Origin of the sequence: Streptomyces flavusporus, from assembly GCF_046267975.1 — a bacterium.
In the GTDB taxonomy this organism is placed as follows: Bacteria; Actinomycetota; Actinomycetes; order Streptomycetales; family Streptomycetaceae; genus Streptomyces; species Streptomyces flavusporus.
Window position 1 is genome coordinate 8270608 of record NZ_CP176503.1, and the last position, 17199, is coordinate 8287806.

The 17199-nt window shown below is 70.5% G+C and carries 20 protein-coding genes and 1 pseudogene; 13 read left to right on the forward strand and 8 right to left on the reverse strand.

Annotation, left to right across the window (positions count from 1 at the left end):
* Positions 1-167 precede the first annotated feature (167 nt).
* The 9 genes from ACKTSN_RS38955 (at position 168) to ACKTSN_RS38995 (ending at position 7353) form a co-directional block, all read left to right on the forward strand.
* Positions 168-896 carry a site-specific integrase gene (locus tag ACKTSN_RS38955; RefSeq protein WP_409473369.1) on the forward strand — a complete coding sequence of 243 codons (729 nt, stop codon included), beginning with the start codon at positions 168-170 and terminating at the stop codon, positions 894-896.
* A complete protein-coding gene (locus ACKTSN_RS38960) occupies positions 887-1234 on the forward strand; it encodes a tyrosine-type recombinase/integrase (protein WP_409473370.1) in 348 nt (115 codons plus the stop codon). The genes ACKTSN_RS38955 and ACKTSN_RS38960 overlap by 10 nt, the downstream gene beginning before the upstream one ends.
* 78 nt (positions 1235-1312) lie before the next feature.
* On the forward strand, positions 1313-2068 hold the full coding sequence (locus ACKTSN_RS38965; protein ID WP_409473371.1) for a HipA family kinase: 756 nt from the start codon (positions 1313-1315) through the stop codon (positions 2066-2068).
* Entirely contained in the window at positions 2065-2481 is a 417-nt protein-coding gene (locus ACKTSN_RS38970; RefSeq protein WP_409473372.1) for a DUF3037 domain-containing protein, read from the forward strand. The genes ACKTSN_RS38965 and ACKTSN_RS38970 overlap by 4 nt, the downstream gene beginning before the upstream one ends.
* Positions 2482-2615: 134 nt before the next feature.
* Positions 2616-3377 carry a 3-oxoacyl-ACP reductase FabG gene (gene fabG, locus ACKTSN_RS38975; protein ID WP_409473373.1) on the forward strand — a complete coding sequence of 254 codons (762 nt, stop codon included), beginning with the start codon at positions 2616-2618 and terminating at the stop codon, positions 3375-3377.
* 14 nt (positions 3378-3391) lie between these two features.
* Positions 3392-4150, forward strand: coding sequence for an SDR family oxidoreductase (locus tag ACKTSN_RS38980; protein WP_385781693.1), 759 nt, complete (start codon positions 3392-3394; stop codon positions 4148-4150).
* A gap of 209 nt (positions 4151-4359) precedes the next feature.
* Complete coding sequence (locus ACKTSN_RS38985) at positions 4360-5943, forward strand: ABC transporter substrate-binding protein (protein ID WP_409473374.1); 1584 nt, start codon at positions 4360-4362, stop codon at positions 5941-5943.
* An 80-nt stretch (positions 5944-6023) separates the two neighbouring features.
* On the forward strand, positions 6024-6716 hold the full coding sequence (locus ACKTSN_RS38990; protein ID WP_409473375.1) for a uracil-DNA glycosylase: 693 nt from the start codon (positions 6024-6026) through the stop codon (positions 6714-6716).
* Positions 6717-6831: 115 nt separating this feature from the next.
* On the forward strand, positions 6832-7353 hold the full coding sequence (locus ACKTSN_RS38995; protein ID WP_409473376.1) for a hypothetical protein: 522 nt from the start codon (positions 6832-6834) through the stop codon (positions 7351-7353).
* A 77-nt stretch (positions 7354-7430) separates the two neighbouring features.
* On the opposite strand, the gene ACKTSN_RS39000 is transcribed toward ACKTSN_RS38995, so the two are convergent.
* Entirely contained in the window at positions 7431-7913 is a 483-nt protein-coding gene (locus ACKTSN_RS39000) for a hypothetical protein (protein WP_409473377.1), read from the reverse strand.
* Positions 7914-8025: 112 nt separating this feature from the next.
* Positions 8026-8539: pseudogene (locus ACKTSN_RS39005) on the reverse strand (DinB family protein).
* 200 nt (positions 8540-8739) lie between these two features.
* Between ACKTSN_RS39005 and ACKTSN_RS39010 the strand changes: the two are divergent.
* Positions 8740-9675, forward strand: a complete 936-nt coding sequence (locus tag ACKTSN_RS39010) for a Gfo/Idh/MocA family protein (protein ID WP_409473378.1) — start codon at positions 8740-8742, stop codon at positions 9673-9675.
* Here ACKTSN_RS39010 and lnt read toward each other — a convergent pair.
* The 5 genes from lnt to ACKTSN_RS39035 all read right to left on the reverse strand — a co-directional run bounded on the left by lnt (position 9569) and on the right by ACKTSN_RS39035 (position 13521).
* The gene (gene lnt / locus ACKTSN_RS39015; RefSeq protein WP_409473379.1) at positions 9569-11137 is read right to left on the reverse strand and encodes an apolipoprotein N-acyltransferase; all 1569 of its coding nucleotides are present in this window, start codon (positions 11135-11137) and stop codon (positions 9569-9571) included. The genes ACKTSN_RS39010 and lnt overlap by 107 nt on opposite strands.
* Positions 11138-11204: 67 nt before the next feature.
* The gene (locus ACKTSN_RS39020) at positions 11205-11684 is read right to left on the reverse strand and encodes a nuclear transport factor 2 family protein (RefSeq protein ID WP_409473380.1); all 480 of its coding nucleotides are present in this window, start codon (positions 11682-11684) and stop codon (positions 11205-11207) included.
* Positions 11685-11802: 118 nt separating this feature from the next.
* Positions 11803-12372 carry a chloramphenicol phosphotransferase CPT family protein gene (locus ACKTSN_RS39025; protein WP_409473381.1) on the reverse strand — a complete coding sequence of 190 codons (570 nt, stop codon included), beginning with the start codon at positions 12370-12372 and terminating at the stop codon, positions 11803-11805.
* Between the two features lie 9 nt (positions 12373-12381).
* On the reverse strand, positions 12382-12561 hold the full coding sequence (locus ACKTSN_RS39030; protein WP_409473382.1) for a hypothetical protein: 180 nt from the start codon (positions 12559-12561) through the stop codon (positions 12382-12384).
* Positions 12562-12645: 84 nt separating this feature from the next.
* Positions 12646-13521: an undecaprenyl-diphosphate phosphatase gene (locus ACKTSN_RS39035; protein WP_409473383.1), complete on the reverse strand. Its 876-nt coding sequence runs from the start codon at positions 13519-13521 to the stop codon at positions 12646-12648.
* Positions 13522-13797: 276 nt separating this feature from the next.
* Here ACKTSN_RS39035 and ACKTSN_RS39040 point away from each other — a divergent pair, with 276 nt between their 5' ends.
* From ACKTSN_RS39040 to ACKTSN_RS39050, 3 genes are read left to right on the forward strand one after another with little or no spacing between them, the layout of a single operon-like run.
* Complete coding sequence (locus tag ACKTSN_RS39040; RefSeq protein WP_409473384.1) at positions 13798-15018, forward strand: Gfo/Idh/MocA family protein; 1221 nt, start codon at positions 13798-13800, stop codon at positions 15016-15018.
* A complete protein-coding gene (locus ACKTSN_RS39045) occupies positions 15015-15941 on the forward strand; it encodes a PmoA family protein (protein ID WP_409473385.1) in 927 nt (308 codons plus the stop codon). Before ACKTSN_RS39040 ends, ACKTSN_RS39045 begins: the two co-directional genes overlap by 4 nt.
* Complete coding sequence (locus ACKTSN_RS39050) at positions 15935-16672, forward strand: cupin domain-containing protein (RefSeq protein WP_409473386.1); 738 nt, start codon at positions 15935-15937, stop codon at positions 16670-16672. The genes ACKTSN_RS39045 and ACKTSN_RS39050 overlap by 7 nt, the downstream gene beginning before the upstream one ends.
* Positions 16673-16679: 7 nt before the next feature.
* On the opposite strand, the gene ACKTSN_RS39055 is transcribed toward ACKTSN_RS39050, so the two are convergent.
* The gene (locus tag ACKTSN_RS39055) at positions 16680-17150 is read right to left on the reverse strand and encodes a winged helix-turn-helix transcriptional regulator (protein WP_129796678.1); all 471 of its coding nucleotides are present in this window, start codon (positions 17148-17150) and stop codon (positions 16680-16682) included.
* Positions 17151-17199 lie beyond the last annotated feature (49 nt).

Sequence of the window (17199 nt, forward strand, 5' to 3'; positions counted from 1 at the left end):
AGAAGGACCCGATCACGGGAAAGAGGGAGCGAACCGCTCGCTACGGCAAGGGCAAGAGGTACAAGGTCGCCGGTATCCCTGGGGTCCGAGACCGCTCCTTCGATACCCTGGAGGATGTCAAGGCGTGGCTCCGTCGGGCGGCCACGGACGAGGAGCGCGGCGAGTTCGTGGATCCGCGTGATGGATCCATCACTCTGGCCGACTACATCGCGATGCACTGGGCACCAGGCGCAGGGGGCGCTCCGAAGACTCAGAACAACCGGGAGCGGAGAGCGCGGCTTCATATCGTTCCGCACCTGGGTGAACTCCCGCTCAAAAGCATCACGGCGTCTGAGCTGCGCTCCTGCATAGCCAAGTTGGAAGCCACCGTCTCCTCGGTCGACTACCGGCGGGGCATCCTGTCGGAGTTGTCCAGCATTCTGGAAGCCGCAGTAGACGATAATCGGCTGGCCAGGAACCCGATGCATGCAAAGTCTGTCCGGTGGCCCAGGGCTTCGAAGGAGCGGCGTGAGGCGTGGTCGCTGGAGACGGCGCTCCGTGTTCGGGACGTGACCAGCCCGCGAAACCGGATAGCCGTGGTCCTCGGGCTGGGCTGCGGGCTGCGTCAGGGAGAAGTGTTCGGGCTGAGCCCGGAAGACATCGACTATGCCCGCGGTGTCCTTCATGTCCGCCGCCAAGTCCAGGCGGTAGGCGGGAAGCTGTACTTCGCCCTGCCGAAGGGCGCTAAGACGCGCACCGTCGACATGCCCTCCTCGGTGGCCGAAGAGTTGAAGCGTCACATCGAATCATTCCCGCCGGTCGGGGTGGAGCTTCCCTGGGAGAGGCCGGGGCGGACCGGCCCCAGAGGAAGTTCTCCCTTCTCCTCGACACGCGATTCGGTAACGCCGTGGCGGTGAACACGTGGAACACGTACACGTGGAAACCCGCGCTGGCCGAGGCCGGCATCATTCCGCCGCGCCCCAAGGACGCGAAACCGTGGCAGTGGGAGGCGGCGCCGAAGGACGGCTTCCACGTGCTGCGGCACACCTATGCCTCGGTCATGCTGGAGGCGGGGGAGTCCGTGGTGACTCTGGCGCGACGGCTCGGGCATTCTTCGCCAGCCATCACGCTCGGTTACTATGCTCACTTCATGCCGGAGGCCGGAAGCAAAGGGCGCACCGCCATCGACGGACTGCTGGGGAGACAGGAGGATCAGGGTGCCAGCCGAAACTCCCCAGATTCTTCCCAGGGCTGATCGCGGCCGACTTCTCGTCTTGCTCTCGCCATCCTCCGCTGTCGATTGCAAGGTTGAGACATTGGGCGGCCTGGGAAAATGCTGCGAGAAGTCACCGCAACCCGCTACATCACACCTCTTCGTGAGGGCGGCTCGCTTCCCGGGCTCGTCGAGGCCGACGACCTAGGGACGTACGTCATGAAGTTCACCGGTGCCGGCCAGGGCCGCAAGACACTCGTGGCGGAGGTCGTCTGCGGCGAACTCGCCCGCCGGCTGGGCTTCAGGGTGCCGCGCCTGGTGACGGTCGAGCTCGACCCGCTGCTGGGGCTGGGCGAACCCGACCAGGAGGTGCAGGAGCTGCTGAAGTCCAGCGGCGGCACCAACCTCGGCATGGACTTCCTGTCCGGCGCCCTCGGCTTCGACCCCCTCGCCTTCGCAGTGAGCCCCGAGGAAGCGGGGCGGATCGTCTGGTTCGACGCGCTGGTGAACAACGTCGACCGCTCCTGGCGCAACCCCAACCTGCTGATGTGGCACGGCGAGCCGTGGCTCATCGACCACGGCGCGACCATGATCTGGCACCACAACTGGCCCGGCGCCGAAGCTTCCGCGCTGCGGCCCTACGACGCCTCCGACCACGCCCTGCGCTCCTTCGCCCCGGACATCACCGCGGCCGCCGCCGCTCTCGCGCCCCTCGTCACCGAGGAACTGCTGGCCGAGGTCACCGCCGAGATTCCCGACGCGTGGCTGACCGGCGAGCCCGGCTTCGACACGCCCGACGACCTGCGCCGGGCCTACGCGCGATCACTGCTCGCGCGCGCCGCCGTCATCCACGAACACGTTCAGGGGGTCAAGTGAGCGAGCGCCACATCACCAGGGCCGGCCAGGGCGGCGGCCGGGACGTCTTCGAGTACGCCCTCCTGCGGGTCGTGCCGCGCGTCGAGCGCGGCGAGTGCATCAACGCGGGGGTGCTCGTGTACTGCCGTGCCAAGGGGTACGTCGGTGCCCGCACGCATCTCGACGAGGCGCGGCTGCTGGCCCTAGACCCGGCGGCCGACGTGGCCGGCGTACGCGCCGCGCTGCGTGCCGTCGAGAGCGTGTGCGGCGGCGGGGAGGCGGCCGGGCAGGCGGCCGGCGACGACGCGGGCCGGCGTTTCCGCTGGCTGATCGCACCCCGCTCGACGGTCGTGCAGCCCGGCCCGGTGCACACCGGGTTGACCGCCGATCCGACGGCCGAGACGGAGCGTTTGCTCGACCTGCTGGTGAGGTGATGGATCACATGCACCCGATGGGCCGTTGACACCGGGTGCCAGGGCTTCTAGCGTCACGTCTGCTGAAGGTACTAAGCGGTCGCTCATCGAAGAGTGTGCCGCTGAGCCGCATCCAAGGGCGAGGAGTAGCAGCAATGTCCACCACTGAGCAGCGGGTCGCAGTCGTCACCGGTGCCGCGCGCGGCATCGGCGCCGCCACCGCCGTACGCCTGGCGGCCGAGGGCCGCGCGGTCGCCGTGCTCGACCTCGACGAGGCCGCCTGCAAGGACACCGTGGAGAAGATCACCGCGGCGGGCGGCCGGGCCATTGCGGTCGGCTGCGACGTCTCCGACGAGGCACAGGTCGAGGCGGCCGTCGCGCGCATCGCCGAGGAGCTCGGCGCGCCGTCGATCCTTGTCAACAACGCAGGTGTGCTCCGCGACAACCTGCTGTTCAAGATGAGCGTCGCCGAGTGGGACACCGTCATGAACGTGCACCTGCGCGGCGCCTTCCTGATGTCCCGGGCCTGCCAGAAGCACATGGTCGACGCCGGCTTCGGCCGGATCGTCAACCTCTCCTCGTCCTCCGCCCTCGGCAACCGCGGCCAGGTCAACTACTCCGCCGCCAAGGCCGGTCTGCAGGGCTTCACCAAGACCCTCGCCAAGGAGCTCGGCAAGTTCGGCATCACCGCCAACGCCGTCGCCCCCGGCTTCATCGCCACCGACATGACCGCCGCCACCGCCGAACGCGTCGGCATGGGCTTCGAGGACTTCAAGACCGCGGCCGCCGCCATGATCCCGGTACAGCGTGTCGGCGAGCCGGAGGACATCGCCAACGCCATCGCCTTCTTCACGGGCGACGCGGCCGGCTTCGTTTCCGGCCAGGTGCTGTACGTGGCCGGCGGACCGCTCGACTAAAGGGGATCACTTCCATGGAACTCCCGGAGCTTTCGGGCAAGGTCGCGCTCGTCACGGGCGCCAGCCGCGGCATCGGCTACGGCGTCGCCGAGGCGCTCGTGGCACGCGGTGACCGCGTGTGCATCACCGGCCGCAACGAGGACGCCCTCAAGGAGGCCGTCGAGCAGCTCGGCGCCGACCGGGTCATCGGCGTGGCCGGCAAGGCCCACGACGTCGACCACCAGGCCGTCGCCGTCGAGCGCACGATGGACGCCTTCGGGCGGGTCGACTACCTGGTCAACAACGCCGGTACGAACCCGGTGTTCGGGCCGATCGCCGACCTCGACCTCGATGTCGCGCGCAAGGTGTTCGAGACCAATGTCGTCTCGGCCCTCGGGTTCGCCCAGCGCACCTGGCACGCCTGGCAGAAGGACAACGGCGGCGCGATCGTCAACATCGCGTCCGTGGCCGGTGTCTCCGCCTCGCCCTTCATCGGCGCGTACGGCATCAGCAAGGCCGCGATGATCAACCTGACCCTGCAGCTGGCGCACGAGTTCGCGCCCAAGGTGCGGGTCAACGCGATCGCCCCGGCCGTCGTGAAGACCAAGTTCGCGCAGGCCCTGTACGAGGGCCGCGAGGCGGAGGCCGCTGCGGCCTACCCGCTGGGCCGGCTCGGCGTGCCCTCCGACATCGGTGGCGCCGCCGCGTTCCTCACCTCGGCGCAGGCCGACTGGATCACCGGCCAGACGCTCGTCGTGGACGGCGGCATCTTCCTCAACGCCGGCGTGGGCTGACCGGGCCGAGGACACACAGGGGCGTCGGCTCCGTCGGCGGGACGTGGATCCGTTGACGGAAACGGCGCCCCTGTCCATGTACAGGCACTCCACAGGGCGATGACAACGTCGTCATCACGATGCCGATCAAGTACCTCGCGTAACTGCGGTTCAGCCGGCCGAGCACTGCGATAGGGTCTGCCGACCCTTGGTATGGCAGATCGAGGAGCGTGCGCGTGTTCAACCGGAACCGAGGCCTGCGGCAGTTGGCCGTGATCGCATCCATATCCCTGGTGGCCGGATGCAGCCTGTTCTCGGGCGGCGAGACCGGTGACGACGGGCCGATCGTGGTGGGGACCACCAGCGCCCCCAGCACACTGGATCCGGCCGCTTCCTGGGACGGCTCCTGGGAGCTGTTCCGCAACGTCTACCAGACGCTGCTGAGCTACCCCAACGGCGCCACCACGCCCCAGCCCGACGCCGCCGAGAGCTGTGCGTTCACCGACGGCACCAACCGCGCGTACCGCTGCGAGCTGCGGGAGGGCCTGACGTTCTCCGACGGCGGCGCGATCGACGCGCAGGCCGTCAAGCACTCGATCGACCGGATCACCGCCATCAACGTGCCGGGCGGGCCCGCCGGGCTGCTGGGCAGCCTGGACCGGGTGCAGGCGCTGGGCGACCGCGAGGTGGTCTTCCACCTGAAGACCACCGACGCCACCTTCCCGTTCGTGCTCGCCACCCCGGCCATGTCCATCGTCGACCCCGACGACTACCCCGCCGACTCCCTGCGCGAGGACGGCGGAGTCACCGGGTCCGGGCCGTACACGCTCGAGGCGTACGACGAGGGCAGTCAGGCCGAACTCGTCCGGAACGACAGCTACAAGGGCTTCGCCGAGCGCAGAAACGACGCGGTGACCATCCGCTACTTCCAGGACTCCGGCGCCATGGTCAAGGCCCTGCGGGAGCAGCGCATCGACGTGACCTACCGCGGCCTCGCCGCCGACGACATCGTCGCCCTGGAGGGCGAGGACTCCGACACGCTGCAACTGGTCGAGGGCGCCGGCACCGACATCAGCTACCTGGTGTTCAACCCGAAGGACGAGTGGGCCGGCAACGTTGCGGTACGCAAGGCCATCGCCCAGGTCGTCGACCGGCCGACCATCGCCCACAGGATCTACAAGGACACCGTCGACCCCCTGTACTCGATGGTCCCCAAGGGCCTGACCGGCCACACCACGGGTTTCTTCGACAACTACGGCGACCCCGACCCGGACAAGGCCCGCACGATCCTCACCGAGGCCGGCATCACCGAGCCCGTCCCGCTCACCCTCTGGTACACCACCGACCGCTACGGCTCCGAGACCGCCGTTCTGTTCAAGGAGCTGAAGCGGCAGCTGGAGGCCTCGGGCCTGTTCGAGATCACCCTCAAGAGCCGGCCCTGGAAGACGTACGTCGAGGGCTACCAGAAGGGCGAGTACCCGGTGTTCGGCCGCGGCTGGTTCCCCGACTTCCCCGACGCCGACAACTACATCGCGCCCTTCGTCGGCGAGGAGAACGCCCTCGGCACGCCGTACCCCGCGCCCGAGATCACCAAGGTGCTGCTGCCCCGCTCCCGCCAGGAGAGCGACCGCGCCCAGGTGGAGCGGGAATTCGAGGAGGCCCAGGAGATCCTCGTCGACGACGCGCGCCTGCTGCCGTTGTGGCAGGGTAAGCAGTATGTCGCCGCGAGCGGGGAGATCTCCGGCGGGGAGCGCGCGTTGGACCCGTCGACGATCATGATGGTGTGGGAATTGTACCGCAAGACCAGCTGGTGAGTCCTCCGCCGCGTCGATTGTCAGTGGTCGCCGGTAGGTTCTGTGCTCTGGAAGCGACCGCACACCGTAAGGAAGTTGACGTGACCGACATCGCCATGCTGCCCGAGTCCTGGCGCGGGGTCCTGGGCGACGAACTGCACAAGCCCTACTTCAAGGAGCTGACGGAGTTCGTCGAGGAGGAGCGGGCGAAGGGTCCCGTCTACCCTCCGCGCGAGGAGGTCTTCGCCGCGCTCGACGCCACGCCGTACGAGCAGGTGAAGGTCCTGATCCTCGGCCAGGATCCGTACCACGGTGAGGGCCAGGGCCACGGCCTGTGCTTCTCGGTGCGTCCCGGGGTGAAGACCCCGCCCTCGCTGCGCAACATCTACAAGGAGATGCACGAAGAGCTCGGCCTGCCGGTCCCGGACAACGGCTATCTGATGCCCTGGGCCCGGCAGGGTGTGCTGCTGCTCAACGCGGTGCTCACCGTCCGCGCCGGCGAGGCCAACTCGCACAAGGGCAAGGGCTGGGAGAAGTTCACCGACGCGGTGATCCGCGCGGTGGCCGAGCGGCCCGACCCGGCGGTCTTCGTGCTCTGGGGGAACTACGCGCAGAAGAAGCTCCCGCTGATCGACGAGAGCCGGCACGTGGTGGTGAAGGGTGCACACCCCTCGCCGCTGTCGGCCAAGAAGTTCTTCGGCTCCCGCCCGTTCACGCAGATCAACGAGGCGATCTCCGCGCAGGGGCACGAGCCGGTCGACTGGCGCATTCCGAACCTGGGCGACCTGGGCTGACCTCGGAGGTCCGGGCGGGGCCGATCCTGTGGGTCGGCCCCGCCTCGCCGTGATTGCCGGTGGCTGCCGCTAGCGTCGGGACGGATCGGACGTCGGTGAGTGCTGGGAGAGTGCGGTGGCGGAGCGACAGGAGCAGACGGCGCCGGATGCCGTGATGACGCGGATCGGGCAGGTCGTCATGCTGCATCACGCGGGCGACCGCGAGGAGGCCCGGCACCGCTTCCTGCAACTCTGGGCGGAGATCGGCGTGGACGGCGACCCGCTGCACCGGTGCACGCTGGCGCACTACATGGCCGACACCCAGGACGACCCCTCGGACGAACTGGCCTGGGACCTACGGGCGTTGACGGCCGCCGAGGAGCTCACGGACGACCGGCTCGCCGCTCACGAGGGCGCCACCGCCGTCCGAGCCCTCTACCCCTCCCTGCACCTCAATCTCGCCGCCGACTACGTCAAGCTCGGCCGCTCCGAGGCCGCCCGCACCCATCTGCACCGGGCCCGCGGCGCGGCCGACGCCCTCGGCGACGACAGCTACGGGGAGGGAGTGCGCGCGGCGATCGGACGGCTGGCGCTACGACTGGGCGAGGACGGGGCGGCCGGCGGGGCGACGTGGGGGCCACCCAGGCAGCGGCCTTAGCGCCTCCGCCGCCCAGGCAGCGGCTCTGTCGGCGCCCTGCCCCGCGGCACGACCGCGCGCAGCTGCGGTGTGATCTGTCAACGGCCGTACGTCCGCTCGCAGATCACCGCCTCGGCGCTGTCCGGCCGCCAGCCGCCGTAGTTCCTGCCGAGGGCGCACACATTCGTGGTGTCCCGGAGCGTGTCCGACACGTCCGGGAGCCGGATGACCGGAGACGGCGACTGCCAGGGCTCCGAACGCTCCGGTCGGGACTGTCGGCTCGGTTGCGGGCGGGGCGTCCGCGGCTGGTGGACCGGCGGCGGGGTGGAGACCGCCGTACGGCTCGGCGTCGCGGGTGCCGAGGGCTGCGGTCGGCGGGACGGGCCGATGAGCTCCAGCGCCTCACGGGCCGGCGCCTGCACGATCTGCGGCTCGGTCCGGCCGTCCGGGCCGGCCGGCGACGGCTGGGACGGCGCCGTCGGCGGCCCGGCCACAGGCGGGCCCTGGACCCTCGTACAGCCGGCCAGGGCCGAGACAGCCACGGTGACCAGGAGCGTTGCGGTGGTCGTCGTTCGATGCACCCGCGCAACTCTGCTGCTTCCGGGCCCCTCGGGCCCAGCGGACGAGCGCAGGTTGCTCCGGACGGGTGACCCCCGCCCTCGTACGAAGGGCGCGGGCCCGGCGAGGGTGACATCAGTCGCCGGTGGCGCCGTCGATGCGTTCGCGGATCAGATCGGCGTGGCCGTTGTGGCGCGCGTACTCCTCGATCATGTGCGTGTAGATCCAGCGCAGGCTGAAGGGTTCGTCGGTGAACCTGCTGCGGCCCTTGGACAGGTCGTCCAGGGCGAAGCCGGCCGCGTTGCGCCGGGCGATCTCGATCTCGGCCTGCCAGGTGGCGTACGCCTCCTCACCAGGTGTCCGCCTCGGTGAGGTGGAACTCGCCGTCGCGGTCCTCCTCGGTGTAGTAGATCGGCCCCGGGTCGTCGCCCATCAGCACCTTGCGGAACCAGCCTCGCTCGCACTCCGCCAGGTGCCGCACGAGCCCCATCAGGGACAGCTCGGACGGCTCCACGGACGCGGTCCTGAGCTGGGCATCGCTCAGACCCTCGCACTTCAGGGCGAGGGTCTGCCGGTGGTACTCCAGCCATCCCTCCAGCATGGTGCGTTCGTCGGCGTTCTGGGCAGGCTCACGGCGCTCGGTCGTCATATGCGCATCCTGTCCCAACTCCGCCGGTTCTTCGAGGAGTTTCACGAGCGGCCCCGTACGCAATGCCGCTGTGGCCGCCCTGTCGCAGGCGGGACCGGCGCTCTTCCTGCGCAGCTTCGGCGGCATCGCCGACCGGCGGCCGCCGCAGCAGCCGTATGCTTCCGTCGGAACAGGCGCAGGCAGGCGGTGGAGGAGAACCAGTGAAGGTCGGCTGCATCGGACTCGGCGACATCGCGCAGAAGGCCTATCTGCCGGTGCTCGCCGTCCAGCCCGGAGTCGACCTGCACCTGCAGACCCGCACTCCGGCGACCCTCGCCCGAGTCGCCGACAGCCTCCACCTGCCGCAGGGCCGGCGGCACACCACCCTCGACGACCTCCTCGCCCAGGGCCTCGACGCCGCCTTCGTGCACGCGCCGACCGACGCACACCCCGAGATCGTCACCCAGCTGCTCCAGGCGGGCGTACCGACGTACGTCGACAAGCCGCTGGCGTACGAACTCGCCGACTCCCAACGGCTCGTGGCGCTCGCCGAGGAGCGGAGTGCGAGCCTCGCCGTCGGCTTCAACCGGCGGCACGCGCCGGCGTACGCGCAGTGCGCCGAGCATCCGCGCGAGCTCATCCTGATGCAGAAGAACCGGATCGGGCTCCCGGAGGAGCCGCGCACGATGGTCCTCGACGACTTCATCCACGTCGTCGACACACTGCGCTTCCTGGTGCCGGGCCAGATCGACGACGTGACGGTGCGGGCCCGGACCGAGCACGGGCTGGTCCACCACGTGGTGCTGCAACTGGCCGGCGACGGCTTCACCGCGCTGGGTGTCATGAACCGGCTCAGCGGCTCCAATGAGGAGATCCTGGAGGTCTCCGGGCAGGACACCAAGCGGCAGGTGCTCAACCTCTCCGAGGTGATCGACCACAAGGGGCAGCCGACGGTGCGACGGCGCGGGGACTGGGTGCCGGTGGCCCGGCAGCGCGGTATCGAGCAGGCGGTGCTGGCCTTCCTGGACGCCGTGCGCGCGGGCCGGCTGCTCAGCGCCCGGGACGCGCTGGCGACTCACGAGCTGTGCGAGCAGGTGGTACACGCGGTCCTGGAGCGCGCGGGCGCGGCCGCCGGGCCCGTCGCGCCGCCTCGCTGAGGCCGAGGGCGGCGAGCACCAGCACGGCCCCGTACACCGGCCAGTCGCCGAAGCGGACGTACGGCGTGACACCGTCGGCCAGCGGCACCTCGTAGACCTGCGTGGTGCTCGCGTCCGTACCGAGCCAAGGGCCGATCCGCTGCCCTTCCGGTCCGTGGACGGCGGAGACGCCGGTCAGCGTCGCGTGCACCATCGGGCGGCCGGACTCCGCGGCGCGCAGGGCGGCGAGCGAGGCGTGCTGCGCGGGCGCCCAGCTCTGCTGGAACGTGGACGTCGCCGACTGGGCGACGAGTATGTCCGCGCCGTCCTCGGCCAGGTGACGGCTCATGTCGGGGAACGCCGACTCGAAGCAGACCATCGGGCCGATCCGCAGCCCGTCGCCCACGTCCATCACCACCTGCGTGGTGCCCCGCCTGCGGTCCTCGCGCGCCGCCTCGCCGACGGACGTCGCCCAGCCGAGCAGCGAGCGGGCCGGGACGTACTCGCCGAAGGGGACCAACCGCATTTTGTCGTAGCGTTCGCCGGTCAGGCCGTCGGGGCCGATCAGGATCGAGCTCTTGTAGATGCCGGGCCGGTCCGAGCGCCGCGCGTCGACGTTGACCAGGATCGGCGCCGCGGTCTCGCGTGACAGTGCCGCGATGCGTTGCGCCAGGTCGGGGCGGGCGCCGAGGTCGAAGCCGACACTGCTCTCGCCCCAGACGATCAGGTCGACGTCCTGCCCGGCGAGCTGTCGGGTCAGCTGCTCCTCGCGGTCGAACCGGCGGTCGGGGCCGCCCACGACCCCCGGCTGCACGACCGCCACCCGGACATGGCCGTCGACCTCGGGGCGCGGCGACCACATCCACGCCGCCGAGCCGACCGCCGCCGTGGCGAGCAGACCGGCCACCGCGGGCACCCGCGACCTGCGCACCGCGACGAGGACGGCGACGGCGACGTTGACGACCACCAGCAGGAAGCTGAGCAGCCACACCCCGCCCGCCGACGCCAGCCGCAGCGCCGGTTCCAGCTGCCACTGGCTGGCACCCAGCATGCCCCACGGCCCGCCCAGTCCCTGCCAGGAACGGACCAGCTCCACCACCAGCCAGCCCGAGGGCAGGACGAGCAGGGCGGCCGCGATCCGGCCCGGCGCCGGCACTCCGGAGAGGAACCGCCGCACCAGCCACCCCCAGGGCGCCCAGAGCGCGCCGAGCAGCGCCGCGATGACGAACGTGAACACATGCAGGTTCGGCAGCAGCCAGTGGTGCACGGCCAGCATGAAGCCGAAGCCGCCGCACCAGCCGTCGTACAGCGCCCGCCGCCCGGTCGGCGCGGTGCGGGCGAGCAGGATCCACGGGACCAGGGCGACGGAGGCGAACCACCACAGGGACGGGGCGGGAAAGGCGAGCATGGGCAGGGCACCCGCCGCCACGGCGACCGCGGAACGCCGCCACGGGGAGGCGAGCCAGCGGCCCAACGTCTTCATACGGCGCCTCCCTACCCGTGGCTCCAGTGTGCGCGCTGCCGACGATCTCGGTACAGAGGGCGTCGGCTCAGTTGATCACGGGTACTTCGGCCCTCTCGGGCAGTCGCCGCCACTTCTCCTGGACGATCACCTCGCGCAGCCGCCAGCCGTCGTCGGTCCGCAGCAGCCCGAAGGCGTACCGGCCGCCGCACACGAAGTCGGGCTCCGCGGAGCCCTCGCCGGCGAAACGCATCGGATTGACGTAGTCGGCCTGGACCCGTGCCGTGTCGCCGGTGTCCCGCTCCAGAACGTCGAATCGCATCCGGCGGTTGACGATCAGGTGCTGCCGCATCGAGAACAGCCGCATGCTCTCGGCGAGCCACGCGGCCACCTGGCGGGCGTCGCCTTCGATACCACCGGCCGAGCGGTAGTCCGCCCGTCCGTCCGGTGTGAACAGATTTCGGTACGCCTCCCAGTCGCCGTCGTCCACTGCCACGGCGTAGTCGGTGATCAGTCCGTCGACGGCGAGCCGGTCCATCACGGCCGCGAGCTCCACGCGCTGCGTCATCGGCTCAGTGTTGGGCACGGGGCGGGCCGCGCCAAGAGGGCATGCCGTGATATTCGGTGGTCGTGGACGCCTCCTGTGCGACGGGGGCGGTGTTGCGGGTGTCGGGCGGTGAGCGTCGTCAGTTGCCCGCGCGCAGGCGCTGGAAGGCGGTGGGGGTGGGTCTGGCAGGCAGGAAGTCCCTGATGCGGCGGGCGCATTCGAGGGGGTCGGAGACGCTGGTGTCGCACTCGATGTCGTAGACGCCGTGGGCGTGGACCTGCTTCAGCTGGCGGGCGGCGAGTCCGACGGGCCGGTTCCCGCGCTCACGCTCTCGTCGCTCCAGCTCGTCCAGGGGGCAGTGCACGCCGACGAGGACCACGTCCTGCGGTACGAACAGCGACAGGCAGTCCCGGAGCCGCCACTGCGCGCTGAGGATGTGGTCCATGACGACGTTGTTGCCGGCGGCGGCCATTCCGGCGACCGCGCGGTGGTAGCCCTGCCAGGTCCGGTGCAACATCGTGTCGAGCTGGTCCGGCGGGACGGGGGTGCGGGACCGCATCGCGTGGAAGGCGTCGACCGGCATGTGGAAGTACGGTTCGTCGAGGATCCGCAACAACTCGGCCGCGATGCTCGACTTGCCCGAACTGGACGTGCCGTTGAGGAAGACGACGAGACCGCGTCGCGGTGGCACGTCGGTGAGATGTTCCACGCCGTTGCCTCAGGCCGCCTCGATGACCTCGCCGCGGATGGCCGCGGCCCACTCGACCACCAACAGTTCGTACTCCGCCCGTTCCTGAGCCGACAGCGTGCCGCCCGCACGCAGCCACAGCTCACGGATCTGCTCGTTCACCTCGGCAGCAGACCGCACGGAACCAGGGGCCATGGACTCAGGGGACATGCGAGCAAGCCTAGGGGCAAGCACTGACACTGCGCTACCGGGCGGCTACTCATCCCGTATGGGCTTGGTCACCACCCCGGCGTGTCAGCCCGCCGACTCCGCCGCGTGGGGGCTCAGGACGCCCATCGTCACCAGCGCGACGATCACGATGCCGAGCGCTATGCGGTACCAGACGAACGGCATGAAGCTCTTGGTCGAGATGAACTTCATGAACCAGGCGATGACCGCGTACCCGGAGCCGAAGGCGATCACCGTCGCGAAGATCGTCGGCCCCCACGACACATGGCCGGTCTCCATCGCGTCGTTCAGTTCGAACAGGCCCGAGGCGAGCACCGCGGGAATCGCGAGCAGGAACGAGTAGCGGGCCGCGGCCTCGCGCCGGTAGCCCATGAAGAGGCCGCCGCTGATGGTGGCACCGGAGCGGGAGACGCCGGGGATGAGGGCCATGGCCTGGCAGAGGCCGAAGATCAGGCCGTCCTTGACGCCCAGGTCCTTCAGTTCCTTGCGCTGGCTCGGCGCCCGGTGCCGGCCCCCGCTCTCGTCGCGGGCCGCCATCCGGTCGGCGATGCCGATGATCACGCCGACCACGATCAGCATCGTCGCGGTGATCCGCAGATCTCGGAACGGTCCTTCGATCTGGTCCTTGAACGTGACACCGAGCAGCCCGATCGGGATCGAGCCGACGATCACCAGCCAGCCCATCTGCGCGTCGTGGTCACTGCGCCACGCCTTGTCGTACAGGGATCGGAACCAGGCGGAGACGATGCGTCCGATGTCCTGGCGGAAGTAGATCAGGACGGCGGTCTCCGTGCCGATCTGCGTGATCGCCGTGAAGGCGGCGCCCGGGTCCTCCCAGCCGGAGAAGGCCGCGGTCAGGCGCAGGTGCGCGCTGGAGGACACGGGGAGGAATTCGGTCAGCCCCTGGACGAGTCCGAGGATGAGTGATTCGAACCAAGACATGAAGTTACGGAGTCCAAGTGCCGATCGTGGAACGGACGACGGACACACCGAGTCTCCGCGCGCGGTGATCGGTTGTGTCGAGGGGAAGGGTAGCGTCCCGCGGGATCGGGCCCGGCACAGGGGCTTGCGGGGTGATCGACAGTGATCGGTTCGGGGTGTTGACCGGTTGCGGCGGCGGGCCTACGTTGCGGTGGGGAAAGCGCTTGCTACATGCCCAGGAACCCCGGAGGAGTGCTGATCAGGTCCATGCCCACGCCCGCGACACCGGTGACACGTGTGACATCCGCGACACCCACGGCGTCCGAGACATCCGCGACAGACGATCCCCAGGCCTCCCGATCCCCCTCCGCCCCGCTCTCCGACCGCCCCGTCAGAACCGCCGTCATCGGCACGGGCGGCATCGCCCGCGGCTGCCATCTGCCCGCACTGGCCCGGCTCGCCGAGGAGGGCGAGACGGAGGTCGTCGCGGCGGTCGACATCGACGCCGCCGCGGTCCGGGAGTTCTGCGCGACAGGCGGGATCCCGCACGCGTACACCGACCTGGAGCTGATGCTGCGGGAACAGCAGCCCGACCTGGTCACGATCTGCACGCCGCCGACGCTGCACCGCGAGCAGACCATCACCGCACTGCGCTCCGGTGCCTGGGTGTGGTGCGAGAAGCCGCCGGTGCCCACGCTCGCCGACTTCGACGCCGTAGAGGCGGCGGAGGGGCAGAGCGGCGGGCCGTACGCCTCGATCGTCTTCCAGCACCGGTTCGGCTCCGGCGCCCGGCACGTACGCCGGCTGCTCGCCGAGCAGGCCATGGGCCGGCCGTTGGTGGCGCACTGCCAGACCACCTGGTACCGCGACGCCGCCTACTACGCCGTCCCCTGGCGCGGCCGCTGGCATACGGAGGGCGGCGGCCCCGCCATGGGACACGGGATCCACCAGATGGATCTGCTGCTCGATCTGCTCGGGCCGTGGAGCGAGGTGCGCGCGATGGCCGGCCGGCTGGTGCACGACGTGGAGACCGAGGACGTCTCGACGGCCCTGGTCCGCTTCGAGAACGGCACCATGGCGACCGTCGTGAACAGCGTCCTCAGCCCCGACGAGGTGAGCCGCATCCGCGTCGACTGCGAGCATGCCACCGTCGAACTCACCCACCTGTACGGCCACGCCAACGCCGACTGGCGCATCACCCCGGCGTCGGACGTGCCGGAGGCGGACGCCATGGCCTGGCAGGACTTCGGCGCCGACGTGCCCAGCTCACATCTGGCGCAGCTGCGCGAGCTGGTCGCGAGCATGCGCGCGGGCGAGCGGCCGCGCAGCAGCGGGCCGGACGGCCGCAAGAGCCTGGAGCTGATCACCGCGCTGTACAAGTCGGCGTTCACGGACACGACGGTGCGGCGAGGTGAGATCGGCCCCGGCGACCCGTACTACACGGCGCTGCACGGGGGCGCCCCCGGCTGGGCACCCGTCGTGCCCGAATCCGCCCCGAGCCAGGAGGTGCCCGCATGACCGGCCTGCAGATCGTCCACGTGCACGGCGACCGGATCACGGTCACCGAACCCACCACCGGCGTCGAACTCTTCAGCTACGTCTACCGGCCCGAGTCGGCCTGGGAGGCCCCGAAGCCGTATCTGCACCCGATCCGGACCCTGGCGGGCGCCGTCGTCACGGACTACCGGCCCAACGACCACCGGTGGCACAAGGGCCTGCAGATGACGGCCTCCCATCTCTCCGGCCAGAACCTGTGGGGTGGCAACACATATGTTCACGGCGAGGGATATCTCGCGCTTCCGGAACGCGTCGGCTCGATGGCGCACGTCGGCTTCGACGAGGTCACCTCGGACGGTTCCCGCGCGGTGATCGCCGAGCGGCTCACCTGGCACCCGTACACCGGGGAGCTGTGGGCCGACGAGGAGCGCCGGATCGAGGTGCACGACGTGGACCCGGCGGCCGGCTCGTGGGCACTGACCTGGACCAGCGTCATCACCAACCGGCGGGACGAGCCGCTGCTGTTCGGCAGCCCGACCACGGCGGGCCGCGAGATGGCCGGCTACACGGGCCTGTTCTGGCGGGGACCGAGGGCCTTCCGGGACGGGCGCGTCCTCGGGCCCGACAGTGAGGGGCCGGAGCTGATGGGGGAGCAGGCCCCCTGGCTGGCGTACTCGGGGGAGCACGACGGCCTCGACGGGCACGCGACGCTCGTGTTCGCGCACGCCCCGGAGAACGACCACACCGGAGCCCGGGGCACCCACCCCGCGCACTGGTTCGTCCGCAACGAGCCGTTCGCCGCCGTCGCCCCCTCCTGGGCCTTCCACGAGGAACTGGAACTGGCACCCGGCGACACCCTCGCCCGCCGCTACCGGGTCGTCGTCGCCGACGGAGCCTGGGAACGGGAGGAGACCGCCAAGTACCTGGAGGCGCATCCATGGTGAGCAGCACTGAGTCCGCCGGACCGCCCGGAGCCTTCACCGGGCTCCCGGGCGGGGTCGCCGTCTCCCATCTGTCCGTCTACGACTGGCCGGCGGCGGACGGGGTGTGCGGCGGAACTCCCCATATGCATCTGACGTGTTCGGAGGCGTACGTCGTCACCGCCGGCCGGGGTGCCGTGCAGACGCTCACGACGTCCGGGTACGAGGTCACGCCGCTCGCGCCCGGCACGGTGGCGTGGTTCACGCCCGGCACGATCCACCGCCTCGTCAACGACGCCGATCTTCGCATCACCGTCCTGATGCAGAACAGCGGGCTGCCGGAGGCGGGGGACGCGGTGCTGACCCTGCCGCCGAAGTACCTCGCCGATCCGGAGACGTACGCCGCCGCGACGGTGATCCCGGCCGACGCGCCCGTGGCGGAGCAGGAGCGCATCGCCCGCGCGCGGCGTGACCTCGCCCTCGAGGGCTACCAGGTGCTGCGGGCCGAGGGGCCGCAGGCCCTGGCCGAGTTCCACAGCGCCGCGGCCGCGCTGGTCCGGCCCCGGCTCGCCGAGTGGCGTGAGCGCTGGCGCCGCGGTGCCCAGGCGGCCGCCTCGGCGACCGGGGAGCAGCTCGATCGGCTCGAACGCGGGGACGTGTCCCACCTTGCCGGGGCCGTCGTACGGGCGGAACAGCCCTCGGCGCGCGGGAAGTTCGGGATGTGCGGGCGGCTCGAGGTGTATCCCGCCGGCTAGCCGCCGTTCACGCCGCCGCAGGCCCCGTCACCGTCCAGCCGGGGGCCTGCGGGTGGGGCGTCAGGTCCTCGTGGGCCACCGGGTCGCCGCAGGCCCGGCAGGTGACCACGGGGACCAGTTCGTTGCCGCAGACGTGCTCCATCACCATGGGGCGGTCGTCCTCGCTGCGCAGGTGGCGGTTGCCCCACTCCATGAGGGTCAGCAGGACCGGCTCCAGTTCGAGCCCTGCTTGGGTGGGCCGGTACTCGAAGCGCTGCGGGCGTTCGTTGTAGGCGCGCTTCGTGAGGATTCCGGCGTCCACCAGGCGGCGCAGCCGCGTCGCCAGGATGTCGCGCGGGGCGCCGATGTTGCGCACGAGCTGGTCGAAGCGCCCGTTGCCCAGGCACACCTCTCTCAGGACGAGCAGGGAGTACTTCTCGCCGACCAGTGCCAGGGCGTCGGCGATCGAGCAGGGGCGCGGGTCTTTGGTGGCGGCCATGGAGCCCAGCATATGGGAGGGTTTGATTTTCCAACCTGCTGGGCTATGG

What these genes read in the sequence shown, in the direction of transcription:
- ACKTSN_RS39045 (WP_409473385.1), top strand. Translation starts at nt 15,015, where the DNA reads ATGACCGGCCTGCAGATCGTCCACGTGCACGGCGACCGGATCACGGTC.
- lnt (WP_409473379.1), bottom strand. Translation starts at nt 11,137, where the DNA reads ATGAAGACGTTGGGCCGCTGGCTCGCCTCCCCGTGGCGGCGTTCCGCG.
- fabG (WP_409473373.1), top strand. Translation starts at nt 2,616, where the DNA reads ATGTCCACCACTGAGCAGCGGGTCGCAGTCGTCACCGGTGCCGCGCGC.
- ACKTSN_RS39035 (WP_409473383.1), bottom strand. Translation starts at nt 13,521, where the DNA reads ATGTCTTGGTTCGAATCACTCATCCTCGGACTCGTCCAGGGGCTGACC.
- ACKTSN_RS38980 (WP_385781693.1), top strand. Translation starts at nt 3,392, where the DNA reads ATGGAACTCCCGGAGCTTTCGGGCAAGGTCGCGCTCGTCACGGGCGCC.
- ACKTSN_RS39030 (WP_409473382.1), bottom strand. Translation starts at nt 12,561, where the DNA reads ATGTCCCCTGAGTCCATGGCCCCTGGTTCCGTGCGGTCTGCTGCCGAG.
- ACKTSN_RS39050 (WP_409473386.1), top strand. Translation starts at nt 15,935, where the DNA reads ATGGTGAGCAGCACTGAGTCCGCCGGACCGCCCGGAGCCTTCACCGGG.
- ACKTSN_RS39055 (WP_129796678.1), bottom strand. Translation starts at nt 17,150, where the DNA reads ATGGCCGCCACCAAAGACCCGCGCCCCTGCTCGATCGCCGACGCCCTG.
- ACKTSN_RS39020 (WP_409473380.1), bottom strand. Translation starts at nt 11,684, where the DNA reads ATGACGCAGCGCGTGGAGCTCGCGGCCGTGATGGACCGGCTCGCCGTC.
- ACKTSN_RS38965 (WP_409473371.1), top strand. Translation starts at nt 1,313, where the DNA reads ATGCTGCGAGAAGTCACCGCAACCCGCTACATCACACCTCTTCGTGAG.